Source organism: Stenotrophomonas riyadhensis (assembly GCF_040256885.1).
GTDB classification, from domain to species: domain Bacteria; phylum Pseudomonadota; class Gammaproteobacteria; order Xanthomonadales; family Xanthomonadaceae; genus Stenotrophomonas; species Stenotrophomonas riyadhensis.
Window position 1 is genome coordinate 2,002,138 of sequence record NZ_CP155568.1, and the last position, 19,496, is coordinate 2,021,633.

Sequence of the window (19,496 nt, forward strand, 5' to 3'; positions counted from 1 at the left end):
GACGGACCACGGGGAAAGGAGCGTAACGACATGGCACGGATGAAGTGGAAGGGAAAGGCAATGCTGGCCATGGCGCTGGCATCTGCGATCACGCCGGCACTGGCCTGCACGCGTGCGGTGTATCGGGGCGACAACGGCGATGTGATCACCGCGCGCTCGATGGACTGGAAGGTCGATGTGGCGACCAACCTCTACGTGTTGCCGCGTGGCATCGCACGTACCGGCCTGGCCGGTCCGAAGTCGCTGGCCTGGACTGCGCGCTACGGCAGCGTGGTGGCCACCGGCTACGACGTGTCGAGCACCGATGGCATGAACGAAAAGGGCCTGGTGGCAAACCTGCTGTGGCTGGTGGAATCGGAGTATCCGCAGCAGCGAGGCAACAAGCCGGGACTGGCGATCTCGCTGTGGGCGCAGTATGTGCTGGACAATTTCGCCACCGTGGATGAGGCGGTCGCGGCGCTCAAGCGTGAACCGTACTCGATCGTCACCGACAAGGTGCCGGGCGAAGACCGCCAGGCGACGCTGCACCTGTCGCTGTCCGATGCCACCGGCGACAGCGCCATCGTCGAGTACATCGGCGGTCGCCAGGTGATCCACCATGACCGGCGCTATCAGGTGATGACCAACTCGCCGATCTTCGAGCAGCAGCTGGCCCTCAACAGTTACTGGCAGCAGATCGGTGGCACGGTGATGCTGCCGGGCACCAATCGCTCCGCTGATCGTTTCGCGCGCGCCTCGTTCTACATCAACGCCATTCCCAAGGCCGAAGACCCGGTGGAGGCCCTGGCCAGTGTGTTCAGCGTGATCCGCAACGCGTCGGTGCCGTATGGCATCACCACGCCGGGTGAGCCGAACATCTCATCCACGCGCTGGCGCACCGTGGCCGACCACAAGCGGCGGCTGTACTTCTTCGAGTCGGCGTTGACCCCGAACACCTTCTGGGTCGATCTGAACAAGGTCGATTTCGGCGGCCAGGTGCTCAAGCTCGACCTTGGCAAGGACCAGCGCAACACCTTTGCAGGCGATGCGCTGGGTCACTTCGTGCCCAGTGCACCGTTCACCTTCCTCGGCGTCGACGGTTAGTTCGACGCCTGGCTGGAGGCCGGGTAGACCGCCTGGATCGCGCAGCTGCCGCGGGTGTACTGCGGCAGCGGGGCGATGCTTTCACCGCGCAGATCGTCTGTCTCGAACTCGGCAGTCATGATCCGATCGCCGGGATTGCCACAGATCAGGCCGTTCTGCAGGCCCGAGTGGAAGCTCAGCTGCGGCGCACGGTCGAGCTGGCGGCAGTGGCTGCCGAGTTCGACCCGGTAGTAGCGGTGGCCGCCATTGCGGCGCGGGTTGGTCTCCACCAGCACGCCCTGCGGGTCGGACGACCACGCGCGGACGTTGCGGGTGGCGAAGCAGTACGACGGCGAGCCGCCGAAGCTGCGGCGGATTTCCTTGCGCTCGCGGATGGTCACGGCGGGCAGGGTGGCCGTGCGCAGGCGGTCGCTGTCGCGGGCGACGCTGGCGTAGTCGCGATCCTGCAGCGGGGTGACCGCGCTGATGCCGCAGCGGCGGCCGTCGACCACGACGCGTTCGCTGGGACGACCGCAGGCCCAGCCGGCGGGGGCTTCCAGTTTCAGCGAGGTGGCACCGCGGACGCCGGGACAATCTTCGTTGAAGTCGATCCGATAGGCCTGGCCGGAGGCGGCGCGCAGTGCGATCGAGCGCGGTGATGCCTGCTCCACTTCCCGCACGCCGACCGCGTCCATGCAGTGTGGGGCCGGGGGCGTACGCTCCTGTGCGGAGACCGAAGCTGCGAGCACCAGGCCGAGGCTGCTGGCGAGCACCAGTGACACCTGCCGATGGGTCATGTCCTGCACTCCCTGCGTTGGATGACGGATCGACTATAGCAGCGGTTTGCACGGCCGTTGTTACACGCGCACACTGCCCGGATGGGCGCCATCTTCCACCTGCGGCACTACGGCCAGGCCACCGGCCTGGACCGCCATGACTACGCGCAGTGGGTGCTGCCGCTGCAGGGCGAACTGCACTTCGAGATGGAAGGCCGCGGTGGTCGCCTCGACCTGCTGCAGGGGGTTTTCGTCGCGGCCGGCGAAGCGCATGACCAGATGGCCGATGGCCCGAACGGTTTCGTGATCGTTGATTGTCCTCCGGGCGTGCTTGATGACGGCACGCAGGAGCATCTGTGCCGGCAGCGCTGGCTGCACCTGCCGCTGGCGCTGCGCCGCGGCCTGGCCGAGGTGCAGGCAGGGCAGTCGATGCCGGCCCTGCTGCCGCAGCTGCTGCAGGTATTTGCACCGGCCGGCAGTGGCGCGCGCATGCAGGGACTGTGTGCAGCGGTGCAGGCCGATCCGGGCCAGGCGTGGCCGGTGGCGCGCATGGCCGCGTCCGTCGGGGTCAGCGAGAGCCGGTTGCACGCGCTGTTCCAGCGTGAGTTCGGGCTCAGCCCGCAGGCGTGGCTCAGTGCAAGCCGGTTGCGTTGGGCCAAGCACCAGCTGCGCACCAGCACAGCGCCGATCAGTGATATCGCGCTGGCCGCAGGCTATTCCGAGCAGAGCGCACTGACCCGCGCGCTGCGCCGTGAGTGTGGGCAGACCCCGGCCGCGTGGCGCAGGAGCGCCGGACTGTAGCGTCGAGCCACGCTCGACTGCCGTTCGCGGGATGGTCGGTGCAAAATCAGTCGAGCATGGCTCGACGCTACAAGCGCCGGTGTCCTGTAGAGCCGAGCCCATGCTCGGCTTCCCATACGCGCGGCCGGCCAGGGCAGTAGCCTCGGTCAAGAGCGCCGAGCGGCCAGCGCTTACACTGCGCGGCCTGTTCTCTCCCCCGAAGAACCCGAATGCGCAACAACCCGATGGCCCTGGGCATCGCCAATGGCGTTGCCGCTGGCGCACTGTGGGGCGTGGTTTTCCTCGCGCCCGCCGTACTGCAGTCGTTCAATGCCCTGCAACTGTCCGCCGGTCGCTATCTGGTCTACGGCCTGATCGCCGTAGCCCTGCTGCTGCCACGCTGGAAGCGGTTGGCGCCACGGCTCGGCCGCGCCGAGTGGATCGGCCTGCTGTGGCTGAGCCTGGCCGGGAACCTGGTGTATTTCCTGCTGCTGGCGACGGCGGTGCAGTGGGCCGGCGGTGCGGCGGCGTCCTTGATCGTCGGCTTGATTCCGGTAGTGGTGACCCTGGTCGGTGTGCGCGAGCAGGGCGCTGTACCGCTGAAGCAGCTGCTGCCGGCACTGGGGCTGTGCGTGCTGGGCGTGGCACTGGTTGGCTGGGAAGCACTGATGTCCGAGCATCTGGCAACTCCGTGGCGGCAGCGCCTGATCGGCCTGCTCTGTGCATTCGGCGCGCTGTTCTCGTGGGCGCTGTACTCGATCGGCAACAGTCGTTGGCTGGCACGCCGACCGGACCTGTCCAGCCACGACTGGTCGTTGCTGACCGGCGTCACCACCGGCGGCCTGGCCCTGCTGCTGGTACCGATGGCCTTCATCGGCCACAGCGGCACCCACACGGCGGCACAGTGGGGGGGCTTTTGGGCGATCAGCGCGGGCGTGGCTGTGGTGGCCTCGATCCTCGGCAACGCGTTCTGGAACCGCGCCAGCCGCCTGCTGCCGTTGACCCTGACCGGGCAGATGATCGTGTTCGAAACCCTGTTCGCGCTGCTGTATGCCTTTGCCTGGCAGCGGCGGTGGCCCTCGCTGCTGGAAGCGCTGGCGATCGTGTTCCTGGTGGCCGGCGTGATGCTGTGCGCGCATGCGCATCGCACGCCACGGGCGATCGCCGAACATGCCGGCTGAATGCGGCCGTCAAGCGTACTGATGGCCGCTTGGTCTCAGATGCAACCAAATGCCGGCACGTTGGCCGATGATCGCGGCAACGATTTTTTGCATCGCAGCACTTGACAGCGGCCCGGCGCACGGTGTTTTCTGTGCGTCATGGTTCTTGATGCCGCCCACGCCAGCCTGATCGCCCCCGCCACCGCGGGCCGTTCGACTGCGCCGGTCGCCACCACCACCATTACCACCACCACCGTCACCACTGCCCTGGTGCGGCCCGTCGTCTTCGTGTAACTCCCGAAAACCACGGCCCCGCACCATCCAGGTGGCGGGGAAACTCGACACCTGCATGCGACGGGGCCTCCTACCGAGGTCTGCATGTCTTCCCACGCCCCCGCCCATCCCGTTGCCCCGGCCGATCTGGCTGCGCCGTCCACTGTCGTGCACAAGTTCGGCGGCACCTCGGTGGCCGATGCCGAACGCTACCGCCATGTCGCCGGCCTGCTGCTGGCCCGCCCCGAATCGCTGCAGGTCACTGTCGTCTCGGCGATGAAGGGGGTCACCGACGCACTGATCGAGCTGGCCCAGCTGGCAGCCAAGGGTGACGAAGGCTGGCGCGAGGCCTGGCATGCGCTGCGCGCGCGCCACCGTGGCGCCGCCGTGGCTCTGCTGGGCGAGCAGGTGGGCGAGACCGTCGAATGGATCGACGCCCGCTTCGATCAACTGGCCGAAGTGCTGGCAGCGTTGGCGGTGATCGGCGAGCTGCCACGCGAAGTACTCGACCGCGTGCAGGGCCTGGGCGAAGTGTTCTCCGCGCAGTTGCTCGGCACGCACCTGCAGGCGCTGGGCGCAGACTGTGCAGTGCTCGATGCGCGCGACGTGCTGGTGGTGGGGCATGGCGAACTGGGTGTCGATGTCGACTGGGAAGCCAGCGCCGACCGCCTCGCCAAGTGGCGCCTGCAGCATCCGCAGCCACGCCTGGTCGCCACTGGCTTCGTCGCCCGTGACCGTCATGACCGCATCACCACGCTCGGCCGCAACGGCAGCGATTACTCCGGCGCGATCTTCGCCGCGCTGTTCAACGCCGATGAACTGCACATCTGGACCGATGTCGACGGCGTGCTGTCGGCCGACCCGCGGCTGGTGCCCGAGGCGGTGCAGCTGGAGTCGCTGAGCTACGACGAGGCCTGCGAGCTGGCTTATTTCGGCGCCAAGGTGGTGCACCCGCAGACGATGTCGCCGGCGATCCGCCTCGGCCTGCCGATCTTCATCCGCAATACCTTCCAGCCGGCGCATCCGGGGACGCGCATCAGCGCCGAGCGCTCGCCGCGCGGGCCGGTGAAGGGCCTGACCCTGAGCCCCGGGTTGGCCCTGCTGAACCTGGAAGGCACCGGGCTGATCGGTGTGCCCGGTACCGCCGAGCGCGTGTTTGCCGCCCTGCGCCAGGCGCAGGTATCGGTGGTGATGATCTCGCAGGGTTCGTCGGAACATTCGATCTGCTGCGTGGTGCGTGCCGCCGAAGCCGCGCGTGGCCGCGAGGCGCTGCTGCATGCGTTCGCGCATGAGCTGTCGGTGGGCCAGGTGCAGCGCGTGCAGGTCAGTGAGGGCGTTAGCGTGCTGGCCGCGGTCGGTGACGGCATGGCCGGCCAGCCCGGCGTGGCGGCGCGCCTGTTCGAGGCGCTGGGCCGTGCGCAGGTGAACATCCTGGCGATCGCGCAGGGCTCGTCCGAGCGCAACATTTCAGTGGCGGTGGACAGTGCCGATGCCACCCGCGCCTTGCGCGCCGCGCATGCCGGCTTCTGGCTGTCGCCGCAGACGTTTGCGGTCGGTGTGATCGGGCCGGGCAACGTCGGTGCCGCACTGCTGGACCAGTTGCTTGCCGCACGCCCGCAGCTGCTGGCCAAGGCCAATGTGGATCTGCGCCTGCGCGCGCTGGCCTCGCGTTCGCGCATGCGCCTGGAAGTGGATGGCCTGCACGCCGACTGGCGGGAGGCCTTGCAGGAAGCGGGCGAGTCCAGCGATCTGGATCGTTTCACCGAACACCTGCTGGCCGCGCACCTGCCGCATGCGGTGGTGATCGACTGCAGTGGCAGTGCCGAGGTGGCCGAGCGCTATGAGGGATGGCTGGCGGCCGGCATCCACGTGGTCACCCCCAACAAGCAGGCCGGCGCCGGGCCGCTGCCGCGCTACCAGCGCATCCGCGCCGCGGCGGCGGCCAGTGGTGCACGCTTCCGCTACGAGGCCACGGTCGGCGCGGGCCTGCCGGTGATCACCACGCTGCGTGATCTGGTCGATACCGGTGACGAGGTGCTGGCGATTGAAGGCATCTTCTCCGGCACGCTGGCCTGGCTGTTCAACCGTTTCGATGGCAGCCAGCCGTTCTCGCAGCTGGTCGCGCAGGCGCGGTCGATGGGCTACACCGAGCCGGACCCGCGCGATGATCTTTCAGGCGTGGATGTGGCGCGCAAGCTGGTGATCCTCGCCCGCGAAGCCGGCCACGCGCTCAGCCTGGAACAGGTACAGGTGGAAAGCCTGGTGCCGGCGCTGCTGCGCGATGGCAGCGTGGATGAGTTCATGGCGCGGCTGGGTGAGTCTGATGCCAGCCTGCTGCAGCGCCTGCAGGACGCGCGGGCGCGGGGGGCGGTGCTGCGCTATGTAGCACAGCTGGGTGCCGATGGCGCCTCGGTCGGTCTGCAGGAGCTGCCGGCCGATCACGCCTTCGCCAACCTGCGGCTGACCGACAACGTGGTGCAGTTCCGCACCCGTCGTTACTGTGACAACCCGTTGGTGGTGCAGGGGCCGGGCGCCGGCCCGGAAGTCACCGCGGCCGGTGTGTTCGCCGACCTGCTGCGGGTCGCGGCCGGTGAAGGAGCGCGCCTGTGATCGCACGTGCGTTCGCGCCTGCCTCGGTGGCCAACGTGGCGGTGGGCTTCGATATTCTCGGCCATGCCATTGCCGGTATCGGCGATACCGTGAGCGTGCGCCGCATCGATGAGCCGCTGGTGCGCATCGAGGCGATCCGTGGCAGTGCCATTGAGTTGCCACTGGATGCGGCCGGGAACACCGCAGGTGCAGCCTTGATGTCGCTGCGCGCAGGGCTGGGCCTGGACTTCGGTTTCGCGGTGGAAATCGACAAGGGCATTCCGTTCGGTTCCGGCATGGGCGGTTCGGCAGCGTCATGCGTTGCTGCGTTGGTTGCCGCCAACGCGCTGCTGGATGTGCCGCTGCCGCGTGAGGCGCTGTACCCGTTTGCGCTGGATGGCGAGGCAGTGGCCAGTGGTGGCCGTCACGGTGACAACGTCGGCCCGCTGCTGCTGGGTGGCCTGGCGTTGTGTACGGCTGATCGCCTGTTGCCGATCCCGGTGCCGGCCAGCTGGCACAGCCTGCTGGTGCATCCGCACGCGGTGCTGGAAACGCGCCGTGCCCGCCAGGCCCTGCAGGGCAGCTATGCGCTGGGCGAGTTCGTGGCACAGAGCGCGAACCTCGCACTGGTGCTCAGTGGTTGCCATCGCAGCGATGCCGCACTGGTGCGCGCGGGATTGCGCGACGTGCTGGTGGAGCCGCGCCGGGCCGGATTGATTGCCGGCTTCGAAGCTGCCCGTGATGCGGCGCTGTCGGCCCATGCAATGGGCGCAGGCATCTCCGGTGCCGGACCCAGCGTGTTTGCCTGGTTCGAGGATGCCGACCAGGCACTTGCCGCCGCCACATCGGTGCAGGCCGCATTTGCAGCCGCAGGTTTCGACAGCGATGCCTGGGTGTCACCGCTGGATGCACCGGGAGCCCGCTTGTGCTGAATCCTTCCCCTTTACTGGATACCGAACCCATGCAATTTGTTTCGACCCGCGGCCAGTCTCCGGCCGTTGGCCTCAGCGCGGCGATCGCCGCCGGATTGGCGCCCGATGGCGGGCTGTATGTCCCCGCGCTTCTGCCGGCCGTCCGCGAACTGCAGGCCGGGCCGACCCTGGCCGATACCGCCGCCGATCTGCTGATGCCGTTCTTTGCTGGCGATGCACTCGAGACTGCGCTTCCGGCGATCTGTCGCGAGGCGTTCGACTTCCCGGTGCCGCTGCGTGCGCTCGGCGATGGCGACCACGTGCTGGAGCTGTTCCATGGGCCGACGGCGGCGTTCAAGGACATCGGCGCGCGCTTCCTGGCCGGTACGCTGTCGCGGCTGCAGGCCGGCAAGGACCGCGATCTGACGATTGTCGTCGCTACATCCGGCGACACGGGTGCTGCGGTGGCAGCGGCTTTCCATCGCCAGCCCGGCGTGCGCGTGGTGGTGCTGTATCCGGATGGCCGCGTATCTCCGCGCCAGGCGCACCAGCTAGGCTGCTTCGGCGACAACATCCAGGCGCTGCGCGTGGCGGGTGCGTTCGACGATTGCCAGGCGATGGTCAAGCAGGCGCTGGCTGACCGCGAACTGCAGGCGCAGGTGCCGTTGAGCTCGGCCAACAGCATCAGCCTGGGCCGACTGCTGCCGCAGATGAGCTATTACGCACATGCAGCGTTGACCCACTACGCCGCGCATCGTCGCCGGCTCAACCTGGTGGTGCCGACCGGCAATCTTGGCAACGCGATGGCGGCCGTGCTGGCGCGAGCGCTGGGCGTGCCGATCGGGCAGATCGTGCTGGCCACCAATGCCAATGCCGTGCTGCCGGCGTACTTCAATGGTGGCGACTACCAGCCGCAGGCCAGTGTGGCGACGGTGGCCAATGCAATGGATGTGGGGGCGCCGAGCAACTTCGAGCGACTGCGCTGGCTCTACCGCGGCGACGACGCGGAACTGCGTGCTGCGTTCCGCGCGTTCGCGGTGGATGACGTGACCATCCGCGCGACGATTGCGGCAGCGCATGCCAGCCGCGGCGAGCTGTTCTGCCCGCACACGGCGACGGCGGTGAAGGTGCTGCAGGACCTGCGTGCGCGCGGTGCCAAGGGCGACTGGGCAGTGGCGGCCACGGCGCACCCGGCCAAGTTCGAGGCCGTGGTCGAGCCGCTGATCGGCGAAACGGTGGCGGTGCCGCCTGCGCTGGATGCGTTGCTGCAGCGACCGGCGCACGCCGAGCCATTGGCGGCCGATTACGCGGCGTTGCGCGAGGTGCTGCTGCGCTGATCGGAGAGGGACGCGGTTGCCGGCCAGCGGCCGGCACTACCAGGGAAATGCATTCGGGTAGTGCCGGCCGCTGGCCGGCAACCCCGCGGACCGCGATACGGTCAGATCAACCCTTCACCGGCCAGCGTACGCAGCCCATCCTCGTCGAGGATCTCCACCACGTTCAGGTGGGGCAGGGCGATCAACCCCTGCTGGCGCAGCTTGGTGAAGGTACGGCTGACCGTTTCCATGGTCAGGCCCAGATGGTCGGCGATATCGCCGCGGCCCATCGGCAGCGATACGCGCAGGCCGTCGCCACCCAGCTTGGCCTCGCGCGCGGCCAGGCGCAGCAGGAAATCGGCCAGCTTCTCGGCCGGCTGCAGGCGCGCCAGTGCCAGCGCGGCATCCTGTGCGGCATCCAGCTCCTGGCAGGCACGTTGCAGCAGCTTGCGCTCCAGGTGCGGGAAACGGCTGCGCAGGGCCTTCATCTGTGGCAGCGCGACGCGGCAGACGCGGCTGTCGGCGATGGCCTCGATGTCGTAGCGATGGTGGTCGCTGCCGCTCAGGCCCAGGTAGTCGCCGGGCAGCACGAAGCCGTTGATCTGGCGGCGGCCGTCGGCCAGGGTGCGCACCAGGCGCAGTGCGCCGCCGGTCAATGTATAGACATGGTCGCGCTCTTCACCGGTGCGGGCCAGCGTGCTGCCCATGCTGACCTGCTGCGAGACGGTGACCTGCTCCAGCGCCTGCACTTCATCGGGCGACAGCGCCGAGCACACCGCAAGGTGGCGAACCGAGCAGTGCAGGCAGTCCAGCGTGGTGCAGGACGGCGAGGCGGGATCGTTGGTGGCGGGCGGAGCGCCGGAAGGCCGTGACATGTTGCGGGGGGCGTATCGCGGGCGGGGAGGGCCTTATGATACTTCAAGCGGCCGTTCGACCCTGCCCGTGGCGGGGGCGCTAGAATGTCGCCCCCTCCCACGTCCCGTTCCAGCAGGAGTTCCGCCCGTGATCAAGCCCCGTACCCCGCCCGGCACCCTTGAACTGCTGCCGCGCGAGCAGATTGCGTTCCAGCGCATGCTGGACGTCATCCGCCGCAACTACGAGCGCTTCGGGTTCCTGCCGGTGGAGACGCCGGTGTTCGAGCTGTCCGACGTGCTGCTGACCAAGTCCGGTGGCGAGACCGAGCGCCAGGTGTACTTCGTACAGTCCACCGGCGCGCTGGCCAATGCCGCCGAATCGGGTGACCGCTCGCTGCCGGAAATGGCGCTGCGCTTCGACCTGACCGTGCCGCTGGCACGCTATGTGGCCGAGCACGAACACGAACTGACCTTCCCGTTCCGCCGCTACCAGATGCAGCGCGTCTACCGCGGCGAGCGCGCCCAGCGCGGACGTTTCCGCGAGTTCTACCAGTGCGACATCGATGTGATCGGCAAGGACAGCCTGAGCGTGCGTTACGACGCCGAAGTGCTGGCGGTCATCCATGCGGTGTTCTCGGAACTGCGCATCGGTGACTTCAGCATCCAGCTGAACAACCGCAAGCTGATGCGCGGCTTCTTTGAAAGCCTGGGTGTGGCCGAGGGTGAGCGTCAGCTGGCCGTACTGCGCGAAGTGGACAAGCTGGACAAGCGAGGCGCCGATTACGTGCGCGAGACGCTGGTGGGCGAGGGCTTCAACATCCCGGCAGAACAGGTCGAGAAGATCCTGGCGTTCGTCGCCGTGCGTTCGCAGGGCCATGCCGATGCGCTGGCGCAGCTGGCCACGCTGGAAGCCGACGCCGGTTCTTCGGAGATCCTGCGTACCGGCGTCGCCGAACTGCGCGAAGTGCTGCAGCTGGTGCAGGCGCTGGGCGTGCCGGAAACCGCGTACTGCCTGAACTTCTCCATTGCCCGCGGCCTGGACTACTACACCGGCACCGTCTACGAGACCACGCTGACCGACCACCCGCAGATCGGCTCGATCTGCTCGGGCGGCCGTTACGAAGACCTGGCCAGCCACTACAGCAAGTCGAAGCTGCCGGGCGTGGGTATCTCCATTGGCCTGTCGCGTCTGTTCTGGCAGCTGCGCGAGGCCGGCCTGATCGACGGCATCGAAGCCAGCAGCGTACAGGCGCTGGTGGCGCTGATGGACGAGCAGGGCATGCCGCAGTCGCTGGACATTGCCCGCCGCCTGCGTGCCGGTGGCATCAACACCGAAGTGCAGATGGAGCCGAAGAAGATCGGCAAGCAGTTCCAGTACGCGGCCAAGGCCGGCATCCGCTTCGTGGTGCTGGTCGGTGAGGATGAACTGGCGCGTGGCGTGGTGGCAGTGAAGGACCTGCTGCGCGAGCAGCAGTTCGAAGTCTCCCGCGACGAGCTGGCCAGCACCCTGCTGGTGGAGCTGGAGCAGTCCAAGGCGATGGTGTGATGCGGGTCGCGGCAGGAGGGCTGATCGTCCTCCTGCTGGCCGGCTGCCAGAGCGACCCGGCGCTGCACAGCACGCGGATAGGTCTGGACCAGTACCGGCTGCAGGTTGATCGTTGCCATGCGATCGACAGAGCGCAGCTGGAGAGTGACCTGCAGGCTTTGGCCTCGCGGAAGTGCCCGGCAGGTGCGGGGGCGTTGGAAAACGTTCAGTCCCGGCCGAGCCGGCAGGGCAGCCTGTTCGGCGAATGCCTGCGGCGCGGAGCGCTGCAGGCCGAGGTGCGCTGCCTGCCCTGAGTCGGGCCAGGTTGTTGATTTGAAAGCAGAACGCCCGCCCCTTGGTGGGCGTTTTGCGTTTCTGGACGAAGCGCAGTCGAGCATGGCTCGACTCTACAAAAGCCTTTCTCGATCACTTTCCCAGCGAGATCCAGCAGATCGCGGCCAACCGTCGAAGGTGGGGTGGGTCCGGTTGAGGGGGCGTGAGCCGCATGGGCCCGAGGCATGCCTCGGGCGGGTTGGGCAGGACGCCCAACCCCGGCCTTGCCGTGTGCGCAGGATTGCGCACACGAGCAAGCGGCGACCGAGCTTACATGGACGTACTTGCAGCGTCCCCCTCGACCGGACCCACCCCGCCATCCCAAGGAATGCCCGCTGTTGCTCTGGCTCTTGCCTCTGCGGGTGCAGGGCAGCAGCCCTGCGGCCCCCTCAATCCTCGATTTGACGCACTGCGCAAGAATGCGTTAATGTACTAACGCGCTATTACATTAATGCATGGAAACCACCCCATGAAAGCCCGCCCCGAGATTGCCGCCAAAGACCCGAAGGCCGACCTGGAAGCCCTGGCCCAAGCCTTTGCCGCCCTGCGCGAGCCGGAACAGGTCGAAGCCTTCCTGCGTGACCTGTGCACCCCGGCCGAGCTGGAAGCCATGGCTGACCGCTGGAAGGTGGTGCCGCTGCTGCAGCAGGGCGTGCCGTACCGCGAGATCCACGAGCGCACCGGCGTCAGCGTGACCACCACCGGACGGGTGGCACGCACGCTTGAGCATGGCCATCGAGGCTATGCCGCCGCCATCGACCGCCTTGCCTCGCGCTGATCCGCGCCCCGTTCCGAACTTCGAGACCTCCCCCATGAGTGCAACCCAGGCAGCGCCGGCACGAGACCGGCTGCGTATCGCCATCCAGAAGAGTGGCCGGCTGGCCGAACCCGCCCGCAACCTGCTCAGCGCCTGCGGCCTGAGCTGGCGCGAGAGCCGCGACAAGCTGTTCTGCTACGGCGAATCGCTGCCGGTGGACCTGCTGCTGGTGCGCGACGACGACATCCCCGGCCTGATCGCCGACGGCGTCTGCGACCTCGGCATCGTCGGCCGCAACGAGCTGGACGAACAGGCCGCGGCACGCCGTCAGATCGGCCTGCCGGACGCCTACCAGGCGCTGCGTGGGCTGGGCTTCGGCCAGTGCCGGCTGATGCTGGCGGTCCCCGAGGAATGGCAGTGGCAGGGTCCGGCGCAGCTGGCCGGCACCCGCATCGCCACCAGTTACCCGGCCATCCTCAAGCAGTGGCTGGCCGAGCAGGGCGTGGACGCACAGGTGGTCGAGCTGTCCGGTTCGGTGGAAATCGCTCCGCGCCTGGGCACCGCCGACCTGATCTGCGATCTGGTGTCCAGCGGCGCCACCCTGCGCGCCAATCAGCTGACCCCGGTGCACAACCTGCTCGACAGCGAGGCGGTGCTGGCCGGCGCGGTGCGCGTGCCGGATGACGCACGTGCATCGCTGCGCGCGATGCTGCTGCGCCGCCTCGACGGTGTGGTGCAGCGCCAGGACCGCAAGCTGCTGATGTTCCGTGCCAGCGAGGACCGCGTCGACGCGCTGGCGCAGCTGCTGGCCGATGCCGAGCCGCTGGTGCGGTTGCCGGCCGATGGCGGCGCGCTGCGCCTGCAGACCATGTGCCCCGGCCCGCTGAGCTGGCAGCGCATGGAGGAACTCGAGCGCGCGGGTGCGCAGGGCCTGATGGTACTGAGCGTGGAGCGATCGCTGGCATGAACCGTCTGATCTGGTCCCGACTTGATGAGGCCGCGCGCAGCGCGGCATTGACCCGCCCGGTGCAGACCGTGGCGCAGCAGACCCGCGATGCCGTGGCCGCGCTGATCGCACAGGTGCGCGCACAGGGCGACGACGCGCTGCGTGCGATCACCGCGCGCTTCGATGGTGTCGAGTTGCCAGCCTTTGAAGTGAGCGAAGCCGAGTTCGCTGCGGCCGAAGCCGCCGTCCCGGCCGAACTGCGCCAGGCCATGGTGGACGCCGCCGAACGCATCGCCCGTTTCCACGCCGCCGGCATGGGTACGGGGTATGCGGTGGAAACCGCACCGGGCGTGGTCTGCGAACGCATGCTGCGTCCGATCGGCCGGGTTGGCCTGTACGTACCGGCCGGCAGCGCGCCGCTGCCGTCCACCGCGTTGATGCTGGGCGTTCCGGCGCAGCTGGCCGGCTGCCCCCAAGTGGTGCTGTGCACGCCGCCGCGCGCCGACGGCAGTGCCGATCCTGCGGTGCTGGTGGCCGCGCGCCTGACCGGCGTGCAGCGCGTGTTCAAGCTGGGCGGCGCGCAGGCGATCGCCGCGATGGCCTATGGCACGGCCAGCATTCCGGCCTGCGACAAGCTGTTCGGGCCTGGCAACAGCTTCGTCACCGAAGCCAAGCAGCAGGTCGCACAGGACGGCGCCGCCGCCATCGATATGCCGGCTGGTCCCTCCGAAGTACTGGTGATCGCCGATGCCGGCGCCAATCCGGCGTTCGTTGCCGCCGACCTGCTGTCGCAGGCCGAGCACGGTCCGGATTCGCAGGTACTGTTGCTGACCGACGCCCCCGCGATGCTGGCGGCGGTCGAGGCAGAGGTGGAGCGCCAGGTGGCCCTGCTGCCGCGCCAGCAGATCGCGCGACAGGCGCTGTCGGCGTCGCGCCTGATCCAGGTCGATTCGCTGGACGAGGCGTTCGCGATCAGCAACCGCTATGCGCCCGAGCACCTGATCCTGGCCCTGCGCGATCCGCGCGCGTGGCTGGACAAGGTGCAGGCGGCCGGCTCGGTGTTCCTGGGCGATTACACCCCCGAAGCGCTGGGCGACTACTGCAGCGGCACCAATCACGTGCTGCCCACTGCGGGTGCCGCGCGCGCCTACAGCGGCGTCAGCGTGGCGAGCTTCCAGAACCTGATCAGCGTGCAGAGCGCCAGCGCTGCTGGCCTGTCGGCGATTGGCGGCTGCGCACGCATCATCGCCCGCGCCGAAGGCCTGGATGCGCACGAGCGAGCGGTTGCGCTGCGCATGGAGGCGGCGGCATGACCGTGTCTATCGATGAGGTGCTGGCGCTGGTGCGCCCGGACCTGCAGGCCTTCGCTGGCTACAGTTCGGCGCGCAGCGCAGCGGTGCAGGGCGAGGTCTGGTTGAATGCCAACGAATCGGCCTGGGCGAATCCGGCCGACAGCGCCGGCAGCAGCCGTCGCTACCCCGAGCCGCAGCCGTTGGCGTTGCGCGAGGGCCTGGCTGGGCTGTATGGAGTAACGCCGCAGCAGCTGCTGATCGGTCGCGGCAGCGACGAAGCCATTGATCTGCTGGTGCGTGCCCTGTGCGTGCCGGGCCGCGATGGCGTGCTGGTCACGCCGCCAGTGTTCGGCATGTACGCGGTCTGCGCACGCCTGCAGGGCGCCGCACTGATTGAAGTGCCGCTGGTGGATACCGAAGACGGCTTGCGTGCCGATCTGGATGCTGTGATCGATACCGCCAAGGCGCGCAACGCCAAGCTGGTCTTCCTGTGCGCACCGTCCAACCCGGCCGGCAGTGACATCGCCCTGGACGAGATCGAGCGCGTGGTCACTGCTCTGCGTGGGCAGGCCCTGGTGGTGGTGGACGAGGCCTATGTCGAGTATGCGCAGCGCCCGTCGGCGACCACGTTGCTGGCCGCGCACGCCAATCTGGCGGTGCTGCGCACGCTGTCGAAGGCGCATGCACTTGCGGCCGCGCGCATCGGTACCCTGATCGCCGCGCCGGAACTGATTGCCGTACTGCGCCGCTGCCAGGCGCCGTACCCGGTGCCGACCCCGTGCGCCGAGCTGGCCGTGCAGGCGCTGCAGCCGGCCGCACTGGCACGTACCGCCGAGCGCGTGGCCACGGTCATCGCCGAGCGCGAACGCCTGTTCGCTGCGCTGCCGGGCCTGCCTGGCGTTCGTCGCGTGCACCGCTCGGCCGGCAACTACCTGCTGGTCCGCTTCGCTGATGCGCAGGCAGCGTTCGACACCTTGCTGGATGCCGGTGTGGTGGTGCGCGACCAGCGCGCCGCACCGCAGCTGGGTGATGCACTGCGCATCAGCATCGGCAGCCCCGAAGAGAATGACCGCGTGCTTGCGGCCCTGTCGGCGCGGAGGGCCGCAGCATGACACCAATCCTGTTCATCGACCGCGACGGCACCCTCATCGAGGAGCCGTCCGATTTCCAGATCGACGCCTACGAGAAGCTGCGCTTCGTGCCGCAGGTGATTCCGGCGCTGCTGAAGCTGCGCGATGCCGGCTACCAGTTCGTGATCGTCACCAATCAGGATGGCCTCGGCAGCGACAGCTACCCGCGCGCCAGCTTCGATGGCCCCAACGACCTGATGCTGCAGATCTTCGAAAGCCAGGGCATCACCTTCCGTGACGTGCTGATCGACTGCAGCTGGCCGCAGGACAAGGCGCCGACCCGCAAGCCGGGCATCGGCTTGATGACAGGCTACCTGCAGGACCGCAGCATCGACTGGGCGCGTTCGGGCATGGTTGGTGACCGCATCACCGACCTGCAGTTCGCCGACAACCTCAACATCCGTGGCTTCCAGCTGCGCACCGAGCAGTTCGGTGGCGAGTGGGACTGGCCGGGCATCGCCCACGCACTGGCCGACGCGCCACGCACCGCGGTGGTCCAGCGCAACACCAAGGAGACGAAGATCCGCGTTGAACTGGATCTGGACCGTGCCGGTGATGCGCGCATCGCCACCGGACTGCCGTTCTTCGACCACATGCTGGAACAGATCGGCAAGCACGGCGGGTTCGCGCTGGACATCCAGGCCGAGGGCGACCTGCACATCGACGAGCACCACACCATCGAGGACACCGGGCTGGCGCTGGGTCAGGCCCTGCGCGAGGCGCTGGGCGACAAGCGCGGCATCGGCCGCTACGGCTTCACCCTGCCGATGGACGAGACCCTGGCCAGCGCTGCGCTGGATTTCAGCGGCCGCCCCTATTTCGTGTTCGAGGGCGAGTTCAAGCGTGAGCGCGTGGGCGATATGCCGACCGAGCTGGTGCCGCACTTCTTCCGTTCGCTGTGCGATGCCAGCGGCCTGAACCTCAACCTGCAGGTGCGCGGCGACAACGACCACCACAAGGTCGAGGCCTGCTTCAAGGCACTGGCGCGCGCACTGCGCCCGGCATTGGCCCGCCAGGGCACGGCACTGCCGAGTACCAAGGGGGCACTGTGAGCGACGTTGCGCTGATCGATGCCGGCGGTGCCAACCTGGGCTCGGTGCGCTACGCATTGGAGCGCCTGGGCGCGACGGTGCGGCTGGTGCGCGATGCCGACGGTCTGGTCGGTGCGCAGCGGGTGATCCTGCCCGGCGTCGGCGCCGCCGGTCCCGGCATGCAGCGCCTGCACGCGCAGGGCATGGTGGAGCCGTTGCAACGACTGGAGGTGCCGCTGATGGGCATCTGCCTGGGCATGCAATTGCTGTTCGAGCGCTCCGAGGAGGCCGGCGTCGAGACACTGGGCTTGATTCCAGGCGTCGTGCGCAAGCTGGTGCCGGCCTGTGGCATCCGCGTGCCGCACATGGGCTGGAACCGCCTGCTCCCGCTGCGCGAATCGCTGTTGCTGCGCGGTGTGCCGGAGCGCGCCAGCGCCTACTTCGTGCACAGCTATGCGGCGCCGCTCAATACCCACACCGTCGCTGCCTGCGACCACGGTGGCCTGTTCACTGCCGTGGTGGAGCAGGGGCGTTACTACGGCGCACAGTTCCACCCCGAGCGCTCCGGCGAGACCGGTTCGCTGATGCTGCGCAACTTCCTCGAGGGCACTGCTGCATGAGTTTCATCGTCTACCCCGCGCTGGATATCCGCGACGGCCGCGTGGTGCGGCTGCGCCAGGGTGACTACGCGCAGGAAACCTCGTATGGCGACGATCCGCTGCCGCGTGCACAGGCCTTCGCTGCGCAGGGCGCGCAGTGGATGCATCTGGTCGACCTGGACGCGGCGCGTGCCGGTGGCTACACCCTTGTGCCGCTGCTGGCGTCGATCCGTGCGCAGACGCCGCTGCAGGTGCAGACCGGCGGTGGCGTGCGCGGACGCGACGACGTGGCGCGCATCCTCGATGCCGGCGCCGGCCGCGTGGTGGTGGGTTCGCTGGCAGTACGCCGCCCCGACGAAGTGGTCGGCTGGCTGGAGGAGTTCGGCGCCGAGCGCATCACCATCGCGCTGGATGCCCGCCAGGATGCCCAGGGCCAATGGCAGTTGCCGGTGCACGGCTGGACCGAGAACGCCGGCGTGACCCTGGATGACCTGGCCCTGCGTTATGCGCGTGCCGGCATGCGCCACCTGCTGTGCACCGACATCGCCCGCGATGGCATGCTGGCCGGGCCCAACATCAGCCTCTACCAGCACCTGTCGGCGCTGCTGCCGGGCGTGGCGGTGCAGGCCTCCGGTGGCATCCGTGACGTGGCCGATGTGGCCGAGGCGCGTGTTGCCGGCTGCGGCGGTGCCATCCTCGGCAAGGCCCTGCTGGAGCAGCGCATGGACCTGAGCGAGGCGCTGGCATGTTGAGCCGCCGCATCATTCCGTGCCTGGACGTGCGCGATGGCCGCGTGGTCAAGGGCGTGCGCTTCCGCGATCACGTCGACATGGGCGACATCGCCGAGCTGGCGCAGCGCTACCGCGACCAGGGTGCCGACGAGCTGGTGTTCTATGACATCGGCGCCAGTCCCGAAGCACGGTCGGTCGACGTCGCCTGGATCGAGCGCATCGCACGCCTGATCGACATTCCGTTCTGCGTGGCCGGTGGCATCGACAGCGTGGAAACCGCGCGTCGCGTGCTGTTCGCCGGTGCCGACAAAGTGTCGATCAACTCGCCTGCGCTGGGCCGCCCGGAGCTGATCACCGAGCTGGCAGATGAGTTCGGCGTGCAGTGCGTGGTGGTGGGTGTGGACTCGGTACGCGAAGCGGACGGCCAGTGGCGGGTACGCCGTTTCAGTGGCGACCCGGAAAGGACCCAGGCGGTACCGCTGCGGACCCTGGACTGGATCGTCGAAGCACAACGGCGTGGCGCTGGCGAGATCGTGCTGAACTGCATGGACAGCGACGGCGTGCGCCGTGGCTACGATGTCGTGCAGCTGCAGCAGGCGCGGGCCCTGTGCCAGGTGCCGCTGATCGCCTCGGGCGGTGCCGGTGCGATGGAACACTTCGCCGAGGCCTTCGACCAGGCCGACGTCGACGGCGCGTTGGCAGCCAGCGTGTTCCACAGCGGCGCCATCGCCATTCCGGAATTGAAGCGCTACCTGCGCGGACAGCAGATCGAGGTGCGGGATGTCTATTGAGGTGAGGCCATCGCTGGATGCGCTGCAGGCGCTGGACTGGGGCAAGGGCGACGGCCTGCTGCCGGCGGTGGTGCAGGATGCCGATACCCTGCAGGTGCTGATGCTCGGCTATGTCAGCGCCGAGTCGCTGGCGGCCACGCTGGCCATCGGCCACATGACCTTCTTCAGCCGCAGCAAGCAGCGGTTGTGGACCAAGGGCGAGCAGTCCGGCAACGTGCTGGTGGTGCAGTCGATCAGCATCGACTGCGATGCCGACACGCTGCTGGTGATGGCACGCCCGGCCGGGCCAACCTGCCATACCGGTGCCGAGAGTTGTTTCGACCAGGCACCGAAGGACTTCCTGGGCGGGCTGGGCCAGCTGGTGGCGATGCGCGAGGCGCAGCGCCCGCCGGGCAGCTACACCACCAGCCTGTTCGAGGGCGGCATCCGCCGCATCGCGCAGAAGGTGGGCGAGGAGGGCGTGGAGACCGCATTGGCCGCCGTGGCGCAGGATGACGAGGCGTTGCTGGGCGAGGCCTCGGACCTGCTGTATCACCTGCTGGTGCTGCTGCGCGCGCGCGGTTTGTCGCTGGATGATGCGCGGGCGGTACTGGAAAAACGCCATCGTTGAAGAGCGGTAGTGCCGGCCGCTGGCCGGCAA

At 68.5% G+C, this 19,496-nt stretch carries 20 protein-coding genes; 18 read left to right on the forward strand and 2 right to left on the reverse strand.

Going from position 1 to position 19,496, the window contains the following annotated elements:
* Positions 1–30: 30 nt before the first annotated feature.
* On the forward strand, positions 31–1,083 hold the full coding sequence (locus tag SriyCCGPB3_RS09535) for a linear amide C-N hydrolase (RefSeq protein ID WP_350260217.1): 1,053 nt from the start codon (positions 31–33) through the stop codon (positions 1,081–1,083).
* On the opposite strand, the gene SriyCCGPB3_RS09540 is transcribed toward SriyCCGPB3_RS09535, so the two are convergent.
* On the reverse strand, positions 1,080–1,859 hold the full coding sequence (locus SriyCCGPB3_RS09540; protein ID WP_350260218.1) for a DUF6491 family protein: 780 nt from the start codon (positions 1,857–1,859) through the stop codon (positions 1,080–1,082). The two genes, SriyCCGPB3_RS09535 and SriyCCGPB3_RS09540, sit on opposite strands and share 4 nt — an antisense overlap.
* 81 nt (positions 1,860–1,940) lie before the next feature.
* Here SriyCCGPB3_RS09540 and SriyCCGPB3_RS09545 point away from each other — a divergent pair, with 81 nt between their 5' ends.
* The 6 genes from SriyCCGPB3_RS09545 (at position 1,941) to thrC (ending at position 8,888) form a co-directional block, all read left to right on the forward strand.
* Entirely contained in the window at positions 1,941–2,639 is a 699-nt protein-coding gene (locus tag SriyCCGPB3_RS09545) for a helix-turn-helix domain-containing protein (RefSeq protein WP_350260219.1), read from the forward strand.
* A gap of 209 nt (positions 2,640–2,848) precedes the next feature.
* Positions 2,849–3,799 carry a DMT family transporter gene (locus SriyCCGPB3_RS09550; protein WP_164161434.1) on the forward strand — a complete coding sequence of 317 codons (951 nt, stop codon included), beginning with the start codon at positions 2,849–2,851 and terminating at the stop codon, positions 3,797–3,799.
* Between the two features lie 138 nt (positions 3,800–3,937).
* A complete protein-coding gene (locus tag SriyCCGPB3_RS09555; RefSeq protein ID WP_005413160.1) occupies positions 3,938–4,072 on the forward strand; it encodes a hypothetical protein in 135 nt (44 codons plus the stop codon).
* Positions 4,073–4,156: 84 nt separating this feature from the next.
* Positions 4,157–6,661, forward strand: a complete 2,505-nt coding sequence (gene thrA, locus SriyCCGPB3_RS09560) for a bifunctional aspartate kinase/homoserine dehydrogenase I (RefSeq protein WP_350260220.1) — start codon at positions 4,157–4,159, stop codon at positions 6,659–6,661.
* Positions 6,658–7,572 (forward strand): homoserine kinase, encoded by a 915-nt coding sequence (locus SriyCCGPB3_RS09565; RefSeq protein WP_164161438.1) that lies wholly within the window; start codon positions 6,658–6,660, stop codon positions 7,570–7,572. The genes thrA and SriyCCGPB3_RS09565 overlap by 4 nt, the downstream gene beginning before the upstream one ends.
* A gap of 29 nt (positions 7,573–7,601) precedes the next feature.
* A complete protein-coding gene (gene thrC, locus SriyCCGPB3_RS09570; protein WP_180859272.1) occupies positions 7,602–8,888 on the forward strand; it encodes a threonine synthase in 1,287 nt (428 codons plus the stop codon).
* Between the two features lie 101 nt (positions 8,889–8,989).
* Here thrC and SriyCCGPB3_RS09575 read toward each other — a convergent pair whose 3' ends face one another.
* Positions 8,990–9,742 (reverse strand): Crp/Fnr family transcriptional regulator, encoded by a 753-nt coding sequence (locus SriyCCGPB3_RS09575; RefSeq protein WP_032127414.1) that lies wholly within the window; start codon positions 9,740–9,742, stop codon positions 8,990–8,992.
* Between the two features lie 127 nt (positions 9,743–9,869).
* Between SriyCCGPB3_RS09575 and hisS the strand changes: the two genes are divergently transcribed.
* From hisS to hisIE, 11 genes are all read left to right on the forward strand, one after another.
* Complete coding sequence (gene hisS, locus SriyCCGPB3_RS09580; RefSeq protein WP_350260221.1) at positions 9,870–11,267, forward strand: histidine--tRNA ligase; 1,398 nt, start codon at positions 9,870–9,872, stop codon at positions 11,265–11,267.
* Positions 11,267–11,560 carry a hypothetical protein gene (locus tag SriyCCGPB3_RS09585; protein WP_219631412.1) on the forward strand — a complete coding sequence of 98 codons (294 nt, stop codon included), beginning with the start codon at positions 11,267–11,269 and terminating at the stop codon, positions 11,558–11,560. The genes hisS and SriyCCGPB3_RS09585 overlap by 1 nt, the downstream gene beginning before the upstream one ends.
* Positions 11,561–12,048: 488 nt before the next feature.
* On the forward strand, positions 12,049–12,357 hold the full coding sequence (locus tag SriyCCGPB3_RS09590) for a YerC/YecD family TrpR-related protein (RefSeq protein WP_088025802.1): 309 nt from the start codon (positions 12,049–12,051) through the stop codon (positions 12,355–12,357).
* A gap of 34 nt (positions 12,358–12,391) precedes the next feature.
* Positions 12,392–13,303: an ATP phosphoribosyltransferase gene (hisG, locus tag SriyCCGPB3_RS09595; protein WP_010482592.1), complete on the forward strand. Its 912-nt coding sequence runs from the start codon at positions 12,392–12,394 to the stop codon at positions 13,301–13,303.
* Positions 13,300–14,595 (forward strand): histidinol dehydrogenase, encoded by a 1,296-nt coding sequence (gene hisD / locus SriyCCGPB3_RS09600; RefSeq protein WP_350260222.1) that lies wholly within the window; start codon positions 13,300–13,302, stop codon positions 14,593–14,595. Before hisG ends, hisD begins: the two co-directional genes overlap by 4 nt.
* A complete protein-coding gene (hisC, locus tag SriyCCGPB3_RS09605) occupies positions 14,592–15,686 on the forward strand; it encodes a histidinol-phosphate transaminase (RefSeq protein ID WP_350260223.1) in 1,095 nt (364 codons plus the stop codon). The genes hisD and hisC overlap by 4 nt, the downstream gene beginning before the upstream one ends.
* Entirely contained in the window at positions 15,683–16,756 is a 1,074-nt protein-coding gene (hisB, locus tag SriyCCGPB3_RS09610) for a bifunctional histidinol-phosphatase/imidazoleglycerol-phosphate dehydratase HisB (RefSeq protein ID WP_180847202.1), read from the forward strand. Before hisC ends, hisB begins: the two co-directional genes overlap by 4 nt.
* Entirely contained in the window at positions 16,753–17,355 is a 603-nt protein-coding gene (gene hisH / locus SriyCCGPB3_RS09615) for an imidazole glycerol phosphate synthase subunit HisH (RefSeq protein ID WP_110712130.1), read from the forward strand. Before hisB ends, hisH begins: the two co-directional genes overlap by 4 nt.
* The gene (gene hisA / locus SriyCCGPB3_RS09620) at positions 17,352–18,086 is read left to right on the forward strand and encodes a 1-(5-phosphoribosyl)-5-[(5-phosphoribosylamino)methylideneamino]imidazole-4-carboxamide isomerase (RefSeq protein WP_180847201.1); all 735 of its coding nucleotides are present in this window, start codon (positions 17,352–17,354) and stop codon (positions 18,084–18,086) included. Before hisH ends, hisA begins: the two co-directional genes overlap by 4 nt.
* Entirely contained in the window at positions 18,080–18,856 is a 777-nt protein-coding gene (gene hisF / locus SriyCCGPB3_RS09625) for an imidazole glycerol phosphate synthase subunit HisF (protein WP_180847200.1), read from the forward strand. The genes hisA and hisF overlap by 7 nt, the downstream gene beginning before the upstream one ends.
* On the forward strand, positions 18,846–19,466 hold the full coding sequence (gene hisIE, locus SriyCCGPB3_RS09630; RefSeq protein ID WP_110712132.1) for a bifunctional phosphoribosyl-AMP cyclohydrolase/phosphoribosyl-ATP diphosphatase HisIE: 621 nt from the start codon (positions 18,846–18,848) through the stop codon (positions 19,464–19,466). The genes hisF and hisIE overlap by 11 nt, the downstream gene beginning before the upstream one ends.
* Positions 19,467–19,496 lie beyond the last annotated feature (30 nt).

Coding starts and splice junctions, on each gene's coding strand:
- SriyCCGPB3_RS09535 (WP_350260217.1), top strand. CDS start 31: ATGGCACGGATGAAGTGGAAGGGAAAGGCAATGCTGGCCATGGCGCTG.
- SriyCCGPB3_RS09540 (WP_350260218.1), bottom strand. CDS start 1,859: ATGACCCATCGGCAGGTGTCACTGGTGCTCGCCAGCAGCCTCGGCCTG.
- SriyCCGPB3_RS09545 (WP_350260219.1), top strand. CDS start 1,941: ATGGGCGCCATCTTCCACCTGCGGCACTACGGCCAGGCCACCGGCCTG.
- SriyCCGPB3_RS09550 (WP_164161434.1), top strand. CDS start 2,849: ATGCGCAACAACCCGATGGCCCTGGGCATCGCCAATGGCGTTGCCGCT.
- SriyCCGPB3_RS09555 (WP_005413160.1), top strand. CDS start 3,938: ATGGTTCTTGATGCCGCCCACGCCAGCCTGATCGCCCCCGCCACCGCG.
- thrA (WP_350260220.1), top strand. CDS start 4,157: ATGTCTTCCCACGCCCCCGCCCATCCCGTTGCCCCGGCCGATCTGGCT.
- thrC (WP_180859272.1), top strand. CDS start 7,602: ATGCAATTTGTTTCGACCCGCGGCCAGTCTCCGGCCGTTGGCCTCAGC.
- SriyCCGPB3_RS09575 (WP_032127414.1), bottom strand. CDS start 9,742: ATGTCACGGCCTTCCGGCGCTCCGCCCGCCACCAACGATCCCGCCTCG.
- SriyCCGPB3_RS09585 (WP_219631412.1), top strand. CDS start 11,267: ATGCGGGTCGCGGCAGGAGGGCTGATCGTCCTCCTGCTGGCCGGCTGC.
- SriyCCGPB3_RS09590 (WP_088025802.1), top strand. CDS start 12,049: ATGAAAGCCCGCCCCGAGATTGCCGCCAAAGACCCGAAGGCCGACCTG.
- hisG (WP_010482592.1), top strand. CDS start 12,392: ATGAGTGCAACCCAGGCAGCGCCGGCACGAGACCGGCTGCGTATCGCC.
- hisD (WP_350260222.1), top strand. CDS start 13,300: ATGAACCGTCTGATCTGGTCCCGACTTGATGAGGCCGCGCGCAGCGCG.
- hisC (WP_350260223.1), top strand. CDS start 14,592: ATGACCGTGTCTATCGATGAGGTGCTGGCGCTGGTGCGCCCGGACCTG.
- hisB (WP_180847202.1), top strand. CDS start 15,683: ATGACACCAATCCTGTTCATCGACCGCGACGGCACCCTCATCGAGGAG.
- hisA (WP_180847201.1), top strand. CDS start 17,352: ATGAGTTTCATCGTCTACCCCGCGCTGGATATCCGCGACGGCCGCGTG.
- hisF (WP_180847200.1), top strand. CDS start 18,080: ATGTTGAGCCGCCGCATCATTCCGTGCCTGGACGTGCGCGATGGCCGC.
- hisIE (WP_110712132.1), top strand. CDS start 18,846: ATGTCTATTGAGGTGAGGCCATCGCTGGATGCGCTGCAGGCGCTGGAC.